Below are 17,622 nucleotides of genomic sequence, written 5' to 3'. Positions count from 1 at the left end.
CTATTTTCTTATTATTTTCTTTGCTTATCTTGCATATATGAATCCTGCTGACCCATACCGGATATGGGCCGCGCTCCCGGCATACGTCAGCCGATACCAAGCGCTGTCAGGATGGTAACTGCCACGGGCGGCACCAGAAGGGCCGGAAGCAGGTTCAATGTCTTGATCTGCTTGATATTCAGGATGCCCAGTCCGCTGCTGAGGATCAATATACCGCCCACCAGGCTGATTTCCGTCATAAGCGGGTCCGTGATGAACGGTTCGATTACCCTGGCAAGCATATAGATGCTTCCCTGCCAGCAGAACAGGACGCCCGCAGAAATGGCAACCCCGAATCCAAAGGTTGAACTCAGTACAATGGAGGTAATCCCGTCCAGGATGGCATTGGTAAACAGGAAGGTATTATCCCCCTGCAGGGCACTCTGCATGGGCCCCAGGATGGAAAGGGTGCCTGCGCAGAACAACAGGATGGCTGTTGACAGTCCCTGGGCAAGGTTGGAACCCCTTGATATCTTAGAAACCACCCGGTCAAAGGCTGACGCCAGGTCCAGCCTTGTCCCGATCAGTCCGCCCAGGGCCAGGCTCACAATAAATAATACATGATACCTGGACTCCGGCATGGCCTGGACAATGGAGTTGATTCCCAGCCCGGTGGCCGCCAGGCCCATGGCATCCATCATAACTGTTTTATATTTTTCCCCGATTCCCTTTTTTAACGTGCTTCCCACCACACTGCCTATGAGTATTGTGCTTGTATTGGCTATTGTTCCAATCATGGTCCTGTTATCCCCTTTATCTGTATTTAAATAACTTCAGTTATCCGTTGTACGTTATACGTTATACGATTTTGACTTATTATGTATTATATCATGTTTGACGGCGAAGTAAAGAGGAATTGCAAATAATTTTTACAATCATCCGCGGCCGGAAGGCGGAGGGCTTTATGTCCCCCGGTTTATGTCCCCCGCCTTCTGTCCATCACCCTGCAGAATATGACCGCCGCTACCGTGGATATGAAGGTAGCCACCAGCGACGGACCCACAATGGCGGCCGGGTTCACGCTGCCGTACTGGCTGCGGTATGCTATCATGTTCATGGGTATCAGCTGCAGGGATGAGATATTGATGATAAGGAAGGTACACATCTCATTGCTGGCCGTGCCCTCGGGAACAGGCCCATGCCCTTTCCCCACCGCTGCTCCCGCGTCCTGCGCGCGCCTGCGTTCCTCCTCCACTGCCTTAAGCTCTTCCATGGCCTTAATGCCTGCCGGGGTCGCGGCCCAGCCAAGTCCCAGTATGTTGGCAATCATGTTTACGGCAATCTGTTTCCTTGCCCCGCCTTCCGGGGCAAGACGCGGAAAAAGGAAGGTCAGGAGAGGGGACATCCTTCTGGCCAGCTGGTCCACCAGGCCGGACCGATGGCCGATTTCCAACACCCCGGTCCACAGGGACATGACGCCCAGCATGGTGATACAGAGGGTTACCGCCTCCTTTGACGACTGAAGGGCCCCCTCGGTCACAGCTGACAGCTGACCGTGCAAAGCCCCCCACAAAATACCTGTTATCATCATTCCTGCCCAAAGATAATTAAGCATATGTAAACCATCCTGTCTGCATTGTTCATTCTATTCTATATGTATTCCGGGACGCCATGCCGTATGCCATACGGTCCCAGGGCTTCTGCCTCCTTAATCATGCCCCGTAATATTTTCCCGCACCGCATAATGGCTTAAACGGCCCTGTTACGGCCTGTCCGGGGAGTCAATGATTCCGTAAGAAAGCTTACACGGTTTACGCAAAATATTACGGTTCTTTACGGTTCCCTGACTTTGGTTGACCTTGGAGCGGCTCCATAGTATATTCTCTACCATGTCAGATATGACGCCGGTGCAGCAGGGCCGTATGCCCTATGAGGCAGGCCCTGGGCACCACCCCCCGATAGATTGAAAGGAGAGAATGAAATGATGGGAAAAAAGACAAAATGGTTTATCATACCCTGCGCGGCATTGGGGCTTACCCTTGGAAGCGCCCTTGTATCATATGCAGCAACCGGATGGGCGGAAGAGAATGGGGAATGGGTGTATTATCAGAAGGACGGCAGCAAGGCAGCGGATGTGTTTGCCAAATCCGGCAGCAACTGGTTCTACCTTGATTCAGACGGGACCATGGCCAAAAGCCAGCTGATTGAGAAGGATGATAATTACTATTATGTAAACTCAGCAGGAGCCATGGTAACCAACGAATGGAGGGAAATTGAAAATGAGGACGCTGGCGGTGATGAGCCGGATACCTACTGGTATTACCTTCAATCCAACGGCAAGGCCGTGAAGAAATCCGGCAGCAGCGACAATGTCAAGTTCGTAACCCTTCCAAACGCCTCAGGACAGGGCAGATATGCATTTGATGAAGAAGGCCGCATGCTCTTTGGCTGGATTGATGAGAACGGGGAAATGCTGACGGATGAAGATGCCTGGAAAAGCGGGATGTACTACTGCGGGGAAAACGGCGACGGCCGTATGGCCACTGGCTGGCAATACATTACCGCGGAAAACGACGAGGATACGGAACGCGACGGCGACGGCTACTGGTTCTACTTTGCCACCAACGGCAAAAAGACCAAGGACAATGACAACAAGAAAATCAATGGGCGCAAATACCGCTTTGATGAAAACGGCGCCGCCCACTTTGAATGGTACAATGACCCGGGTACTGCTTCCGGATCCAATGCAGTGAATAAATTCTACAGCTCAGAGGACCAGTGCTGGATGTCCACGGGCTGGTTCAAGGCCATCCCCAATGAGGATATAGACCCTGAGGGCTACGATGACGGTGACGAGCATTGGTACTATGCTGATTCCAGCGGCGACCTGGCAATGGCAGAAATCAAGAAAATCAACGGCCAGTCCTATGGATTTGACCAGTACGGCAAAATGCTCCACGGACTTTATAAAATAGAGTTCGAGGAAAACGGAAAGACCATCCGCACGGCTGAGGAAATCGAATCCTTTGACGACCTGCCGGATGAGGACGAAGAAGGCGTATTTGTATACTACTTCGCGGATTCACCCAAGGAAGGCGCCATGAAGACAGGTACGGTTACCATAGAACTGGACGGCGACAAATACGCCTACAGCTTCCAGAAATCCGGAAGCAGAAAGGGCGCGGGCATTGACGGCATTGACGGTGACTCCATCTATGTCAAGGGCAGAAGGATCGATGCCGAGGAAGGCACCAAATACCAGCCATTTACCTACAAGGATGAAACCTACCTGATCAGCACATCAGGCAAACTGATGAAAAACAAGAAAAACATAAAGGATTCCGACGATACTTACTATAAGACTAACAATAAGGGAATTATTGTCGATTCTGGAAGTGAAAAACTGGACTGATGAGGCTTATATACGCCGAATTAACTTGACTTTCCCCCGGGTACATGGGGTATAATATAGCAGACAGGGCGGCAGCGGGACCAAAACAGGTCCCATTGCCGCCCATAAGTATTTTTTTAGAAAGGAAGTTTTATTATGAAGCAGCTGAAGAAGCTGGCTTGCCGGACTGTCCTGGACTTACGGATGACCTTTCCCCCAAAGACCGTGTTATCCATCATCCTCGGTACAGCCATCACCACCTTCGGGATCTACAATGTACACCGACAGGCAGATATCACGGAGGGAGGTATCCTGGGATTGATCCTCCTGTTCAATTTCTGGATAGGCATGTCATCTTCCATACTGTCACCCGTACTGGATGCCTTAAGTTATGCCCTGGGGTTCAAATACCTGGGCAGGGAGTTCCTTAAGACATCCATCTTTGCAACCATATGTATGGCCGGATTCTTCCGTTTATGGGAAATGTTCCCGCCGCTCCTTCCCAGCCTGGCAGGCGCGCCGTTTACAGCCGCCCTGGTGGGAGGATGCTTCATCGGGACAGGCTGCGGCCTTGTGGTGCGCCAGGGCGCTTCCTGCGCAGGCGATGATGCCCTGGCCCTGGTCATTTCCAAGATTACAGGCTGCCGTATTTCCAGGGCCTATCTGCTTACGGATGTTACGGTACTTGTTTTATCCCTGTCCTACATCCCTGCACAGCGCATTGTGTATTCACTCATCACGGTCACGGTATCATCCTTTCTCATTGATTTCATTCAGAACCATGGGCTTGATAAGGATGATGATGAAGACGGCGGGGAATGCAGTACAGTAACCTGATGATAAATCATGTGTCTATATCTGCGATACAATCTTCCTGACCGGCATATATAACTCCAGGCAGAACGTAGCCCCGTCCTCATCAAAAAAGGAGGTCATGTCATTGGCATACACCCGTCCCCCGGCCTCAATCCCATGCTTCCGGCCCCAGCCGACCATACGGCTGACCATTTCCGGGCTGGGAAGGGTTTCCCTGGATGTAAGGACTGTATAGATGCACATCTTTTCCTCTGTGAGCGCATAACGGGAGGAATCAAAAGCATCCCCCAGCTGGTCCTCCAGTTCTTTATAAAACAGGAGCTGGGTGCCATGCTGGGTCAGCTCCCTTCCATTATAGGTAAGCTCATTATAAAAATATGTCATATCCAGCCCTGATATGGTGGAGGCCAGCCGGAACCACTCCCTCAGGCCATGGTGAAGGTCCCGGCACTGTCCCATGATATATGCTTTGGGGAACCGCCTAAGGGAATACCGGTTCAGGCTCTCCTCAATATGGTCCATATCCCTTTGTACCAGCTTCAGCCTGGCAATGGCCTGCTGGTGCATGCGTATGGTCTCCTCTTCCTCAGCCATACGCTGCTTAATCCGTTTCCTTCTGGATTCCATGGACCGTCCGCCGCTCATAAGGCCCTCTATTTCTTCCAGGCTGGTGTTCATCTTTCTCTGGTACAGGATATACATCAGCTTATAGATGTCATCTTCCGAATAATACCGGTATCCGTTATCTTTTTTCCTGGCATTGATAATGCCCTTTTTCTCATAAAACCGCAGGGCGTCCCTGCTGAGCCCCACCATACGGGCCACATCTCCAATCAGATACTCAGCTTTTTCCTGGACATTTGTTTTCTGCATATTCTTCACCCTCTGTTTTTCATATTCCCTCCCAATAGATTAAAATATTCCGGCGGATTGGTCAATGGGTTCCGGGAAAGTGCAAGATAACCGTAATAAAAATGACAGATTCTGAACATACCGCCCTCTATCCACCATATCCGCCAGTCCGGGCAGTCCGATAGTGGATAATGTGGATAACTTGTGGATATCTCTGTTAAAATGCTGGGGATAAGAGGTTTTCCTATGTGGATTTTCTAGGAAATGTGTGATAAAATTTACCATATATCCTTGTAAACCGGGGATTTCAGCGTATACTGCATCTGATGCAGGAAAGGGGCATGTATGTTGTGGAAAAGTGAGCCTGTGCAGGCGGCGGGCGGGCCGGATGCAGCCAAAAGGATTTTTACCGCCATTAAACTGAAATACAGTAAAAAAATCAGGCAGATAAGCTGGTTATGGTTTTGTCCAAAACAACACCCCGTCTTATCTGCCCGATTTTTATTTTCTATGAAAAACTCCTGAACAGGACATCATTCCTGTCCTTCCCCCATCAAATCATCCATCACATGCTTCACCGTGTCAATCTTCCCGGCCCGGTAGGCATTGCTTCCGCAGAACAGGAGCGCATGCTCCGTATCCCCCTCAGCCGCCTTCACAAGAGCCATGGTGATGCAGTATGGGATAGTCCTTATATCGCAGTGCTCCAGGCACTGGAAACAGGATTTGATGGCCGGGCGGTCCCCGGACTTAATCTGCCTTAAGAAGGGATTCATGATGGCCCTTCCCGGCATTCCTACCGGGCTCTTGGTAATCACGATATCTTCCTTCCTGGCCTTGATGTATTCCTGCTTATATGCTTCTGATGCATCGCACTCCCTGGTGGTGACAAACCTGGTGCCCACCTGGACTCCGTCCGCTCCCAGCTCCAGCTGGTGCAGCACATCCTCGTGGGTGTAAATCCCTCCGGCCGTGACCACCGGGATATGGCGGCCATACTTGTCGCCGTATTCCCCAACCACCTTTATGATTGCCTTCACCTCTTCATCATAAGCAGCCTGGTCATAGGTTGCAGGCACATCCCCGGTGTCGGCCCCGTAGGCAGTAAGCTGGTCCAGCGAGAACCCCAGGTGGCCGCCTGCCAGCGGTCCCTCTATCACCACCAGGTCCGGCGCCACATGACATTTCCTGTCCCACATCTTACAGATTACCATGGCGGACTTGGCGGAAGATACAATGGGAGCCAGCTTAATCCGGCGGGCGGGCATCTCCTGTCCGTCCTCCTTCATTTCCGCGTAAGCGGCTTCCACATGCTCCGGAAGGGAAACCGGAAGCCCGGCGCCGGAGATGATGATGTCAGCGCCTGCCTTGACCGCTTCCTTGACCCACATATCATAATGTTTGGTGGCAACCATGATATTAAAACCAATGGCACCGTCCGGAGAAATCTCCCTGGCGGATTTCATCTCCCGGCGGATAGCCCTTAGGTTGGCTTCCACAAAATTCGTAGTAAAATCAGGTTCCCTGAAACCAATCTGGGCTGACGATATAATTCCCACTCCTCCGGCCTGCGCAACCGCGCCTGCCAGCTTATGAAGACTGATGCCAACGCCCATGCCTCCCTGAATAACAGGTTTTTTAACTACTAAATCCCCAATTACCAATGGTTTTAATTCGTTCATTACATTCTCCTAAATCTAAGATACCTTTGTTCTGCCAGTTCTTCCTTTGTCATGGAAAGACAGCGTTCAAAAAATCCTGCCATGGCGCTGTCCATGTATTCAGCAACTTGGTAAAGGTTATCCGTGCATACGGGTTCTTCTTCCGGTACAATCCGTTCAATCAGCCCCAGCTTCTTAAGGTCCTGGGCCGTTACCTTCATGACCTTGGCTGCATCCGGCGCCTTCTTGCTGTCCTTATACAGAATGGATGCGAATCCTTCCGGTGAAAGGATGGAGTAGATTGCATTTTCCAGCATCCACACCTCGTTGGCCACGGCCATGGCAAGGGCGCCGCCGCTTCCGCCTTCTCCAATCACAACAGAAAGCACAGGGACCTTCAGGTCTGACATCTCAAACAGGCTGCGGGCAATGGCCTCTCCCTGTCCCCGTTCCTCTGCCTCCAGTCCGCAGAACGCTCCCGGTGTATCCACAAAACACACCACCGGACGTCCAAAGCTTTCCGCCTGCTTCATCAGACGCAGGGCCTTGCGGTATCCGTCCGGCGACGGCATGCCGAAGTTGCGCTTCAGGTTATCCTTGGTGTTCTTGCCCTTCTGCTGTCCGATCACAGTCACGGGCATGCCGTGGAACATGGCTATCCCGCCCACAATGGCGCCGTCGTCGCCAAAATACCGGTCTCCATGGAACTCGATGAACTCATCAAATATGGCGTTGATATAATCCGCCGCAACGGGACGGTCTGATTTCCTTGAGAGCAGGACCGTGTCCCAGGCTGTCTTTGACGTACCGCCGGTCTTTTTGCCGGATGTTCCTTTGCCGGATATCTTCCCATCGGATGTTTTTCCACCGGACTGCGCCATCTTCCCAAGGTTATCCACAGCGGCCGCTGTCTTACCCACCGGCAGGTCCACATTCATCCTGTGGTTGCGGTGCATGTAAAGAATCTGTCCAATCACCTTTTTCTGGTCTTTGCGCTCAACAATCTTGTCAACAAAACCATGTTCCAAAAGGAACTCGGCGCGCTGGAAGCCTTCCGGCAGCTTCTGCCCGATGGTCTGTTCAATGACCCTGGGGCCTGCAAAACCGATAAGGGCGTGGGGCTCTGCAAGGATGATATCCCCCAGCATGGCAAAGCTTGCCGTAACGCCGCCCGTTGTGGGATCCGTAAGCACGCTGATAAACAGCTGCCCGGCCTCATGATGACGCTTTAAGGCAGCTGAGGTTTTTGCCATCTGCATCAGGGATACGATTCCCTCCTGCATCCTGGCGCCCCCGGAGCAGGCAAAGATAATCACAGGAAGCTTTTCCTTTGTGGCCCGCTCCACTGCATCCGTTATCTTCTCACCCACCACATGGCCCATGCTGCTCATGATAAAACGCGCGTCACAAACGCCTACCACCGCGGGATTTCCGTCAATCATGCCTTTTCCTGTTACAATGGCTTCATTCAGATGACTCTTTTCCCTGGCAGCCAGGACCTTCTTCTCATAGCCCGGGAAATCCAGGGGGTTGGAGAAAGGCATCTCCTTGTTCCACTCCTCGAAGGTTCCCTCGTCTACAATCATCTCAATCCTGCGGTATGCGTGGACACGGAAATAGCCGCTGCATTTTGGACACACGTAATAATTATTCTTTACGTCCTCCACATAGATGGGCTGGCCGCATTTGTTACATTTGCGCCACAGCCCTTCCGGGATGCCCGGCTCCTCTGCGTCACCTTTTGGCGGCTTGTATTTCGTATCTATCTTTGTATACGTTTTTTTAAACATGTTCCGCAACATAGGCATTTCCTTTCACTATTTCACATAATCCGGGAAGTACTTCTCAATAAAGCTTGTATCCGTATCGCCTTCCTGGAATGCATCGTTTTCCAGAATCTCGTACTGGAAGTTAATATTGGTTTCAATTCCCTCAATAACAACCTCGCCCAGGGCGCTGCGCATCTTGGCAATGGCCGACTCCCTGTCTTTATCATACACAATCAGCTTCATCAGCATGGAATCATAGTTGGCCGGAACCTTATAATCGCTGTAGATATGGGTATCCACCCTGACCCCGTTGCCCCCGGGTATATGGACGTTGGTAATCAGGCCCGGACACGGCATGAAGTTCTTTGAGGGGTTCTCGGCATTGATACGGCACTCAATGGCATGGCCCTTAATGGTCACGTCTTCCTGGGTCACGCTTAAGGGTTCCCCTGCTGCCACACGGATCTGCTCCTTGATCAGGTCCATTCCGGTAACCATCTCGGTCACGGGGTGCTCCACCTGGATCCTGGTGTTCATCTCCATGAAGTAGAAATTCCTGTCCTTGTCTAAAAGGAATTCAATGGTGCCCGCATTCTCATAACCAACGGCCTTGGCCGCCCGCACCGCGGTATCGCCCATCCTGCGCCTGAGCTCAGGGGAAATGACGTCGCAGGGCGCTTCCTCCAGCACCTTCTGGTGGCGTCTCTGGATGGAACAGTCACGTTCTCCCAGGTGGACCACGCTGCCGTGCTTATCCGCCATGATCTGGAATTCCACATGCCTTGGCTTTTCAATGTATTTCTCAATATACATGGTGTCATCGGAAAAACCCTTGACGGATTCCATCTGGGCCGCATTGAATAGCTCCGTAAAATCCTCCGCGCTTCTGGATATACGCATGCCCTTTCCGCCGCCGCCCGAGGACGCCTTAATCATAACCGGGAAGCCGATTGTCTTTGCCATCTCAAGGCCGTCCTGGGCGGTGTGCACGGGTTCCTTGCTGCCCGGTACCACGGGCACTCCTGCCTCCATCATGGTTTTGCGGGCTTCCGACTTGTTGCCCATCTTGCTTATGATTTCAGCGGACGGTCCGATAAAGGTAATGTTGCATTCCGCACACAGCTTGGCAAACTTGGCATTCTCTGAAAGGAAACCAAATCCCGGATGGATGGCATCGGCCTTCATGGCAACGGTTGCAGCCAGGATCCGCTCCATATTCAGATAGCTCTGGCCAGAGACAGCAGGCCCGATACAGATGGCTTCATCAGCCAGCAATGTGTGAAGGCAGTCTTTATCCGCCTCAGAATACACGGCCACGGTCTGTATGCCCATCTCACGGCAGGCGCGGATGATGCGGACCGCGATTTCACCTCTATTGGCAATCAAAATCTTGTTAAACATCGGTATTCTCCCTCGATTCCCAAACTATTTAGTCTGTACTATCCAACCATGAAGGTAAGCTCCGCGCTTACAGCCAGCCTGCCGTCCACCGTGGCAGTGGCTTTGCCCACGCCCACAGGGCCCTTCTGCTTAATAATCTCACACTCCAGCTTTACTTTGTCCCCGGGCACCACCTTGCGCTTGAATTTAGCCTTGTCAATCCCGCCAAAGTAAGCTACCTTTCCCTTAAAGCCTTCCTGGGACAGGATGGCTACCGCGCCTGTCTGGGCCAGGGCTTCCACCAGAAGGACTCCCGGCATCACCGGCTCCTGCGGGAAATGGCCCTTGAAAAAGGACTCGTCATAAGTCACGCACTTGTACCCAACCGCGCGCAGGCCCGGTTCCAGCTCTTCAATACAGTCAATCAAGAGGAAGGGATGCCTGTGAGGTATGATTTCCTGGATTTCTTTTACTCCCATCAACATGTTTTTTCCCTCCCCGCTATTTAATCCGGAACAGCGGCTGTCCGTATTCCACCACTTCCTCGTTGTTCACAAGGATGGCTTCCACCACGCCGTCATATTCGCTTTCTATCTCGTTCATCAGCTTCATGGCCTCTATGATTCCCAGCACCTGGCCCTTTTTCACGGTGTCCCCCACCTTTACGAATGCATCTGCATCCGGCGAGGAGGAAGCGTAAAAGGTTCCAACCAGGGGAGAGGTGACCACTTTATCAGAGCCAATGTCAACGCCCGCTGTCTGGGCCGGCTGGTCCTGCACCTGGGCCACGGAAACGCCTGCGCCGGCCGCGGCCGTATTCAGCATCTGGACAGCTGCCTGGTCCATGGAAGCTGCTGCCACCGTGACAATCTGCGGCTGCTCCTTCTTGCACTTTAAGGAGAGCTTCATATTGCCTTCTTCCAATTCAAAACTGGTCAGCTTGTTCTCAGATACCGCCTGGATCAGCTGAATGATTTCCTCTATACTCATCACATTCTCCTCCTGTTATTCGCTGAATTTCCTGACAATCAGGCTGGCATTGTGGCCGCCGAAGCCAAGGGAATTGCTGATGGCAACATTGACATCCATGGCAACGCCGTCCCCCTGTGTGTAGTCCAGGTCACAGCCCTCGCCCGGTTTCTCAAGACCAACGGTTGCGTGTACGTATCCGTCTTCAATGGACTTGACGCAGGTTATGAATTCCACACCGCCTGCAGCGCCTAAAAGATGACCGATCATGGACTTGGTGGAGTTGATCTTCACCTTCCCGGCATGGTCTCCCAGGGCCAGCTTAATGGCCTTTGTCTCAAACAGGTCGTTGTGATGGGTGCTGGTTCCGTGTGCATTTACATAATCAATGTCCTCCGGCTTAAGGCCGGCATCCTTAATAGCATTCTCCATGGCACGTGCAGCCCCGCTTCCGTCTTCTGCCGGGGATGTGATGTGGAATGCGTCGCAGGTGGCGCCGTAACCCACTATCTCAGCCAGGATATTGGCCCCGCGGGCCTTTGCGTGGTCTAAGGATTCAAGCACAACCACGCCGGCGCCCTCGCCCATGACAAATCCGTTGCGGTCCTCGTCAAAAGGAATGGATGCGCGGGCAGGGTCATCGGTTGTGTTCAGCGCGGTCAGTGAGGTGAATCCTGCAATACCGATAGGGGTAATGCTGGCCTCTGCCCCGCCTGCCACCATCACATCCGCTTCTCCGTACTGGATGGAACGGAATGCCTCGCCGATGGAATGGGTGCCTGTGGCGCAGGCCGTAACCACGTTAAAACATTTGCCCTTCAGCCCGAACTGGATGGCAACATTGCCCGCCGCCATATTGCTGATCATAAGAGGTACCAGCAGCGGGTTCACACGGCTGGGTCCCTTTTCCAGAAGCTTCTGCACATCCTTTTCCATGGCCTGGAGGGAACCGATTCCAGAACCCACGCACACACCCACGCGGTAGGGATCTTCCTTCTCCATGTCAATGCCAGAATGCTCCAGGGCCTCCTTTGACGCTGCTACCGCGAACTGGGAAAATGCCTCCATGCGGCGCGCTGCCTTGGGGTCCATGTAATCCCTGGCATTGAATCCCTTTACCTCGGCTGCCAGCTTACATTTATAATCGGTTGTATCAAAATATGTGATGGGGGCGATTCCCACTTTCTTGTCCTTCAGTCCCTGCCAGAAACTTTCCACGTCATTGCCAATGGGGGTAATGGCGCCCATACCGGTAATTACCACTCTTGTTTTCATACGCTCACACTCCTGTCCTTCTCTACATTGCCATGCCGCCGTCTACACAGAGAACCTGGCCTGTTATATATTTTGCATCTTCGGAAGCCAGGAACGCCACTGCACCCGCAATATCCTGGGTCTCGCCGAACTTCTTCATGGGAATCTGCTCCGTAACAGAAGATTTAATGCTGTCACTGAGCACATCTGTCATTTCCGTTGAAATAAAACCGGGAGCCACTGCATTTACCGTGATCCCCCTGCTTGCAAGCTCCCTTGCAGCGGATTTGGTGATTCCAATCACGCCTGCCTTGGCCGCGCAGTAGTTGGCCTGGCCCGCATTGCCCAGTACGCCGGATACGGAAGAGATATTGATGATCCTCCCTGCCTTCTGCTTTAACATCTGGCGTGAAATATGTTTGATACAGTTGAACACACCCTTTAAGTTGGTGTTTATGACCGCATCAAAATCCTCCTCGGACATCTTCATCAACAGGTTATCCCTGGTGATTCCCGCGTTGTTAACCAGGATATCCAGACGTCCGTACCTGGCCACAATGTCTGCCATCATCTGTCCGCAGGCCTCGAAATCGGAAACATTGCACTGCAGCGCCTCTGCCCTGCCTCCTGCGGCCTCTATCTCTTTTACCACTTCCTCTGCCTTTTGGGCAGAGCCATTATAGTTTACAATCACCGCAGCGCCCTTTGCTCCCAGTGTCAGGGCTATCTGACGGCCAATTCCACGGCTGGCGCCTGTTACCAGTGCAATCTTTCCTTCCAGCATACTAAATCTCCTTTCCCTGCATTGAATAGCAGCGCCGTTCCCAGACGCTTACTTCAATGCCTCCGCTACCTTTTCTATATCTTCCAGTTTTTCCACGTTCATGGTTTTTACTTCTTTGCTGATCTTCTTCATGAATCCGGCCAGCGTCCTGCCTGGTCCAATCTCAATAAAGGTGTCTACCCCGTCATTTATCATGGCTTCCACACTCTGCTGCCAGCGCACGGATGAGGATACCTGCCTGGTCAGCAGGTCTTTTACAGGCTCTGCCGTGGTGACGAACTGCGCATTGACATTTGCCACATAAGGAATCCGGGGCGTATGTATCTCCACATCCGCCAGTACCTGCGCCAGCTTCTCACCTGCAACCGTAAGCATGCCGGAATGGAAGGGACCGCTTACGTTCAGCAACAGGGCCCGCTTTGCACCGGCAGCCTTAAGCTTTTCACAGGCCTCTTCCACGGCAGCCTTCTTACCGGAAATCACAATCTGCCCCGGGCAGTTGTAATTGGCAATCCACACGCCTTCCATGGCCCCCGTGACAGCTTCAATGGCCGCTGCGTCCAGGGCCAGGATGGCTGCCATGGCTCCTTCTCCCACAGGAACTGCTTCCTGCATCAGGATTCCCCTCTGGCGCACCGTGCAGATGGCGTCCTCGTCACTCATGACGCCGGCTGCTGCCAGGGCACAGTATTCCCCCAGACTCAGTCCGGCGGCCACATCCGGCTTAATCCCTTTTTCCTCCAGCACCCGCATCATGGCAATGCCGGCAGTGACCATGGCGGCCTGGGTATATTCCGTTATATCCAGCCTGTCATTCTTCTCAAAACACAGCTCCGGCATGGAGAAGCCCAGGAGCCCGCTTGCTTTGTCAAAGATTTTTTTGCCTGTCTCTGTCTGCTCATAGAAATCCTGGCCCATCCCGCAGACCTGTGCTCCCTGTCCCGGGAAAATAAATGCAATCCTGCTCATCCTCTTCCCCCTCTTAATTCCAGTGCATAAGGCCGGATGCCTGTTCCATCATCTCTTCAATCATTTCCTTGCAGGACTGCTTTTTGGAAATCATGCCTGCAATCTGGCCCGCCATGACGGTGCCATTCATCACATCGCCTTCCTGGACAGCCTCTCGCAGCTTGCCCAGTGTCAGGTATTCCAGTTCCTCAAAGGATTTGCCTTCCTGCTCCAGCTTAATGTACTCCCTTGTCATCTGGTTCCTGAGGCCCCTGACAGGATGTCCGTGGCTGCGGCCCGTAACCGTTGAGTCAATGTCCTTTGCCTTGATGATGCGCTGTTTGTAATTCTCATGTACCGTACATTCATCTGCCACCACAAACCTGGTTCCCATCTGTACGGCCTCCGCGCCCAGCATGAAGGCTGCCGCGATTCCTCTTCCATCGCCGATGCCGCCTGCCGCAATGACCGGAATGGACACCGCATCCACTACCTGGGGCACCAGGGTCATGGTCGTCTCCTCGCCGATATGTCCGCCGGACTCCATTCCCTCTGCCACAACCGCGTCAGCCCCGTACTTCTCCATGCGGCGTGCCTGGGCCACGGATGCCACCACCGGAATCACCTTAATCCCGGCTGACTTCCACATTTCCATATACTTTTCAGGATTGCCGGCTCCGGTTATCACAACCTTGATGCCTTCCTCCACAACTACCTTTGCAACATCATCCGCATGAGGGCTTAAAAGCATCACATTGATGCCAAATGGTTTCTTTGTCAGCTCCCTTGCCTTGCGGATTTCATCGCGGACCACCTCTCCAGGCGCATTGGCCCCGCCGATTACGCCAAAACCGCCTGCTTCGGACACGGCTGCTGCCAGATTATGTTCTGCTACCCAGGCCATGCCGCCCTGAATAATAGGATATTCAATTCCTAACATTTCTGTAATTCTTGTTTTCATTATTCTACCTCCAAGTTGTACATTCCTGAGCAAAAGCGCTTCACCATACCTTGCGGTTTTCCCGTGCCTGGCATCGGAAAGCTGCCTTATGAATAACAGCGTGCTTCAGTAGTATCCACACGCCGTTGTTGTTTGCATATCTCTAGTTTTTACGCTTCTACGCCTTTATTCTTTAAGTAGTTCATCACATCGCCAACCGTGGTTAACTGCTCCAGGTCCTCGGCAGGAATCTCTACAGAGTACTCATCCTCCAGTGCCATGACCAGTTCAAACAGGTCCAGGGAATCAGCTCCCAGGTCTTCCTTGAAGGAAGATGCCTCTGTTACGGTGTCAGCCTCCACACTTAACTGCTCTGCAATGATTTCTTTCATTTTCTCTAACATGATTGTTGTTCTCCTTTTACATTTTCATAGTTTTTAATTTTAATTTAATTTTTACCATTCTAACAGGGCAGCTCCCCAAGTAAGGCCTGCGCCAAAACCTGAGAACACGATCTTGTCCCCGGACTTAAGCATTCCCTTCCGGTTTATCTCATCCAGAAGAAGGGGAATGGACGCGGCGCTGGTGTTGCCGTAATGCTCCATATTAACCGGGAAACATTCCACGCTTACCTTTAAGCGCTTTGCAATGGACTCTATGATCCTGTAGTTAGCCTGGTGTATGACAAAATACTTGATTTCTTCCGCTGCAACGCCTGCATGGTCCAATACCTGGGTAATGCATTCCGGTACTTTCCTCACTGCAAACTTGAACACTTCCTGTCCGTCCATGGTCATATAACCCAGTTCCGGCTTCTTGCCCAGAAGGAAATTCCCGTTGGTCCTGGAACCGCAGGTCAGTACATTGCCCTTGGTGCCGTCGGATTTCATGTTGATACCAAGGATTCCTGTGTCATCCGCCCTTACGGCCACGGCGCCCGCGCCATCCCCAAAGAGCACGCAGGTTCCTCTGTCTGTCCAGTCAATCAGTTTGCTTAATACATCAGATCCGATTATTAAGGCTGTCTTATATAACCCGCTGCTTATAAATGCATGGGCTGTGTTCAGCGCATATACAAACCCTGTACATGCAGCGCTGATGTCATAGCAGGCCGCATTGACCGCGCCAATCATGCCCTGCACCTCGCACGCCCCGTTTGGAAAACAATAATCCGGTGAGGAAGTCCCAAGAAGGATAAGGTCAATCTCCTCAGGCTTTAAGCCTGACTGTTCCAGCGCCCCCATTGCAGCTTTAGCCGCCATGTAGGAGGTGCTTTCGGTTGTGGCAATCCTTCTTTCACCGATTCCCGTCCGGCTGCGGATCCACTCATCATTGGTATCCACAATCTGAGCAAGGTCATTGTTGGTCACTATCTGCTCCGGCACATATGAACCGGTTCCTATGATTCTTGTTGTCATTCTTCTTACCCGTCCCGAATCCGTTCTGCAAGAGGACTCATGCCTTCCATTTTTGTATCCTTTAGGGAAATACTTTGAACATCAAAGTAATACTACAGGAAAGATAAGTATTTGTCAAGAAATATTTTTAGCGTGTTTTTGTGCTTTTTTGTCAAGTTTACTGCTTTTTGACATTTCTTACCATTTCTATCATTTACATATATTGACTTGGAACCCTAAATTTGGTAAGTTTAATTTGTAAAAGGGGATAAAATCATGATAAGGGGGTTGAAAACCATGAAGACAACAGGTGTAATTCGTAAACTGGATGAGCTTGGAAGGATCACGCTTCCCATTGAACTGAGAAGGAGCCTTGATCTGGACGTTAAGGACGGACTGGAGATTACGGTTCAGGACGACTGCATCATCCTCAAGAAAGCAGAGTGCGCGGATATCTTCACAGGCAGCACGGATGAACTGCTGGAATTTGAAGGTAAGAAGGTTTCCAAACAGTCTGTCATTGCCCTGGCCAAACTGGCCGGATTGAATGTAACTGAGTAAACGCACATGTACATAGAAAGAACCCGGGTTGCTGCCTTTGACAAGGCGGCTGAGTGCCTGGGTTCTTTCTATATCTATAGAAGCTGCTGGTACACATCCCTCTTGCTGATGCCCCTGTCCTTGGCAACGGACTTCATGGCTTCCTTCTTATCCTGTCCCATGGACATGTAGTGTTCCAGGTGTTCCTCAAGCCCCATCTCCTCCCAAGTGCGGATCTGTTCCTCCCGAAGCTCCTGGGGGGACCTGCCTTCAATCACAATCACACATTCGCCCTTTGGCTCCTCCTGTCCATAGGCAGCCAGCGCGTCTTCAAAAGTGCTCCTAAAGGCTGTCTCAAACTTCTTGGTCAGCTCCCTTAATATGGTAATCCTGCGGTTTCCCAGCGCCCCATATAGATCTTCCAGGGTTTTGACCAGGTGGTGGGGCGCTTCATATACTATGATGGTCCTTGTCTCATCCTTAAGCTCACCCAAAATCCTGGCCCGCTCCTTTTTATCACCTTTCTCAGAGGGCAGGAACGCCTCAAAACAAAACCTCCGTGTGGACAGCCCGGACATGGTAAGGGCAGTGATGCAGGCTGCAGGGCCAGGAAGGGACGTCACCTCAAGTCCGGCCTCATAGCACTGGCGCACCAATTCCTCCCCGGGGTCTGAGATGCCCGGGGTCCCTGCATCTGTTATAAGGGCGATGTCAGCCCCGTCCTTCATCTGCTCCACCAGGTACCTGGCCTTATCCACCTTATTATATTCATGATAACTGGTCATGGGCGTCTTAATCCCAAAGTGGTTCAGAAGCTTGATACTGTGTCGGGTATCCTCTGCCGCTATCAGATCCACTTCCTTTAATGTCCTGAGGACCCTGAAGGTGATATCCTCCAGATTGCCGATTGGCGTTGCACACAGATATAATTTGCCAGCCATG

At 52.0% G+C, this 17,622-nt stretch carries 19 protein-coding genes; 3 read left to right on the top strand and 16 right to left on the bottom strand.

Going from position 1 to position 17,622, the window contains the following annotated elements; genetic code table 11:
* Nucleotides 1–86: 86 nt before the first annotated feature.
* The 3 genes from DWX59_RS23085 to DWX59_RS29705 form a co-directional block, all read right to left on the bottom strand.
* Nucleotides 87–776: a DUF554 domain-containing protein gene (locus DWX59_RS23085; RefSeq protein ID WP_117561942.1), complete on the bottom strand. Its 690-nt coding sequence runs from the start codon at nucleotides 774–776 to the stop codon at nucleotides 87–89.
* A gap of 179 nt (nucleotides 777–955) precedes the next feature.
* Nucleotides 956–1,594, bottom strand: coding sequence for a nucleoside recognition protein (locus tag DWX59_RS23080; RefSeq protein ID WP_117561939.1), 639 nt, complete (start codon nucleotides 1,592–1,594; stop codon nucleotides 956–958).
* A 147-nt stretch (nucleotides 1,595–1,741) separates the two neighbouring features.
* The gene (locus DWX59_RS29705; RefSeq protein WP_268878123.1) at nucleotides 1,742–1,870 is read right to left on the bottom strand and encodes a hypothetical protein; all 129 of its coding nucleotides are present in this window, start codon (nucleotides 1,868–1,870) and stop codon (nucleotides 1,742–1,744) included.
* Nucleotides 1,871–1,963: 93 nt separating this feature from the next.
* Between DWX59_RS29705 and DWX59_RS23075 the strand changes: the two genes are divergently transcribed.
* Nucleotides 1,964–3,391: a PspC-like choline-binding domain-containing protein gene (locus tag DWX59_RS23075; RefSeq protein ID WP_117562007.1), complete on the top strand. Its 1,428-nt coding sequence runs from the start codon at nucleotides 1,964–1,966 to the stop codon at nucleotides 3,389–3,391.
* Between the two features lie 135 nt (nucleotides 3,392–3,526).
* Complete coding sequence (locus DWX59_RS23070) at nucleotides 3,527–4,207, top strand: YitT family protein (protein ID WP_117561937.1); 681 nt, start codon at nucleotides 3,527–3,529, stop codon at nucleotides 4,205–4,207.
* Nucleotides 4,208–4,222: 15 nt separating this feature from the next.
* On the opposite strand, the gene DWX59_RS23065 is transcribed toward DWX59_RS23070, so the two are convergent.
* The 12 genes from DWX59_RS23065 to DWX59_RS23005 form a co-directional block, all read right to left on the bottom strand.
* Nucleotides 4,223–5,059, bottom strand: a complete 837-nt coding sequence (locus tag DWX59_RS23065; RefSeq protein ID WP_117561934.1) for a MerR family transcriptional regulator — start codon at nucleotides 5,057–5,059, stop codon at nucleotides 4,223–4,225.
* Between the two features lie 512 nt (nucleotides 5,060–5,571).
* Nucleotides 5,572–6,720 carry an NAD(P)H-dependent flavin oxidoreductase gene (locus tag DWX59_RS23055; RefSeq protein ID WP_117561928.1) on the bottom strand — a complete coding sequence of 383 codons (1,149 nt, stop codon included), beginning with the start codon at nucleotides 6,718–6,720 and terminating at the stop codon, nucleotides 5,572–5,574.
* The gene (locus DWX59_RS23050; RefSeq protein ID WP_117561925.1) at nucleotides 6,720–8,501 is read right to left on the bottom strand and encodes an acetyl-CoA carboxylase carboxyltransferase subunit alpha; all 1,782 of its coding nucleotides are present in this window, start codon (nucleotides 8,499–8,501) and stop codon (nucleotides 6,720–6,722) included. Before DWX59_RS23050 ends, DWX59_RS23055 begins: the two co-directional genes overlap by 1 nt.
* A 15-nt stretch (nucleotides 8,502–8,516) precedes the next feature.
* Complete coding sequence (locus DWX59_RS23045) at nucleotides 8,517–9,869, bottom strand: acetyl-CoA carboxylase biotin carboxylase subunit (RefSeq protein ID WP_117561923.1); 1,353 nt, start codon at nucleotides 9,867–9,869, stop codon at nucleotides 8,517–8,519.
* Between the two features lie 38 nt (nucleotides 9,870–9,907).
* Nucleotides 9,908–10,333 (bottom strand): 3-hydroxyacyl-ACP dehydratase FabZ, encoded by a 426-nt coding sequence (gene fabZ / locus DWX59_RS23040; RefSeq protein WP_117561921.1) that lies wholly within the window; start codon nucleotides 10,331–10,333, stop codon nucleotides 9,908–9,910.
* Nucleotides 10,334–10,349: 16 nt separating this feature from the next.
* Entirely contained in the window at nucleotides 10,350–10,838 is a 489-nt protein-coding gene (gene accB / locus DWX59_RS23035; protein ID WP_117561918.1) for an acetyl-CoA carboxylase biotin carboxyl carrier protein, read from the bottom strand.
* Between the two features lie 15 nt (nucleotides 10,839–10,853).
* The gene (gene fabF, locus DWX59_RS23030; protein ID WP_117561916.1) at nucleotides 10,854–12,092 is read right to left on the bottom strand and encodes a beta-ketoacyl-ACP synthase II; all 1,239 of its coding nucleotides are present in this window, start codon (nucleotides 12,090–12,092) and stop codon (nucleotides 10,854–10,856) included.
* Between the two features lie 22 nt (nucleotides 12,093–12,114).
* Nucleotides 12,115–12,855 (bottom strand): 3-oxoacyl-[acyl-carrier-protein] reductase, encoded by a 741-nt coding sequence (fabG, locus tag DWX59_RS23025; RefSeq protein WP_117561914.1) that lies wholly within the window; start codon nucleotides 12,853–12,855, stop codon nucleotides 12,115–12,117.
* Between the two features lie 48 nt (nucleotides 12,856–12,903).
* On the bottom strand, nucleotides 12,904–13,824 hold the full coding sequence (gene fabD / locus DWX59_RS23020; protein WP_117561911.1) for an ACP S-malonyltransferase: 921 nt from the start codon (nucleotides 13,822–13,824) through the stop codon (nucleotides 12,904–12,906).
* A gap of 13 nt (nucleotides 13,825–13,837) precedes the next feature.
* Nucleotides 13,838–14,764, bottom strand: a complete 927-nt coding sequence (gene fabK, locus DWX59_RS23015) for an enoyl-[acyl-carrier-protein] reductase FabK (protein WP_117561909.1) — start codon at nucleotides 14,762–14,764, stop codon at nucleotides 13,838–13,840.
* A 149-nt stretch (nucleotides 14,765–14,913) separates the two neighbouring features.
* Nucleotides 14,914–15,147: an acyl carrier protein gene (gene acpP / locus DWX59_RS23010; protein ID WP_008726620.1), complete on the bottom strand. Its 234-nt coding sequence runs from the start codon at nucleotides 15,145–15,147 to the stop codon at nucleotides 14,914–14,916.
* 51 nt (nucleotides 15,148–15,198) lie between these two features.
* Complete coding sequence (locus tag DWX59_RS23005; RefSeq protein WP_117561906.1) at nucleotides 15,199–16,161, bottom strand: beta-ketoacyl-ACP synthase III; 963 nt, start codon at nucleotides 16,159–16,161, stop codon at nucleotides 15,199–15,201.
* Between the two features lie 276 nt (nucleotides 16,162–16,437).
* On the opposite strand from DWX59_RS23005, the gene DWX59_RS23000 reads away from it, so the two are divergent.
* Complete coding sequence (locus DWX59_RS23000; protein WP_008726624.1) at nucleotides 16,438–16,701, top strand: AbrB/MazE/SpoVT family DNA-binding domain-containing protein; 264 nt, start codon at nucleotides 16,438–16,440, stop codon at nucleotides 16,699–16,701.
* A 74-nt stretch (nucleotides 16,702–16,775) separates the two neighbouring features.
* Here the strand turns inward: DWX59_RS23000 and rsmI are convergent, their stop codons facing one another.
* Nucleotides 16,776–17,621: a 16S rRNA (cytidine(1402)-2'-O)-methyltransferase gene (gene rsmI, locus DWX59_RS22995; protein WP_117561903.1), complete on the bottom strand. Its 846-nt coding sequence runs from the start codon at nucleotides 17,619–17,621 to the stop codon at nucleotides 16,776–16,778.
* Nucleotide 17,622 lies beyond the last annotated feature (1 nt).

The sequence above is a fragment of the Enterocloster aldenensis genome (assembly GCF_003434055.1).
Lineage (GTDB): Bacteria > Bacillota > Clostridia > Lachnospirales > Lachnospiraceae > Enterocloster > Enterocloster aldenensis.
This window is presented reverse-complemented; position numbering and strand designations above follow the sequence as displayed.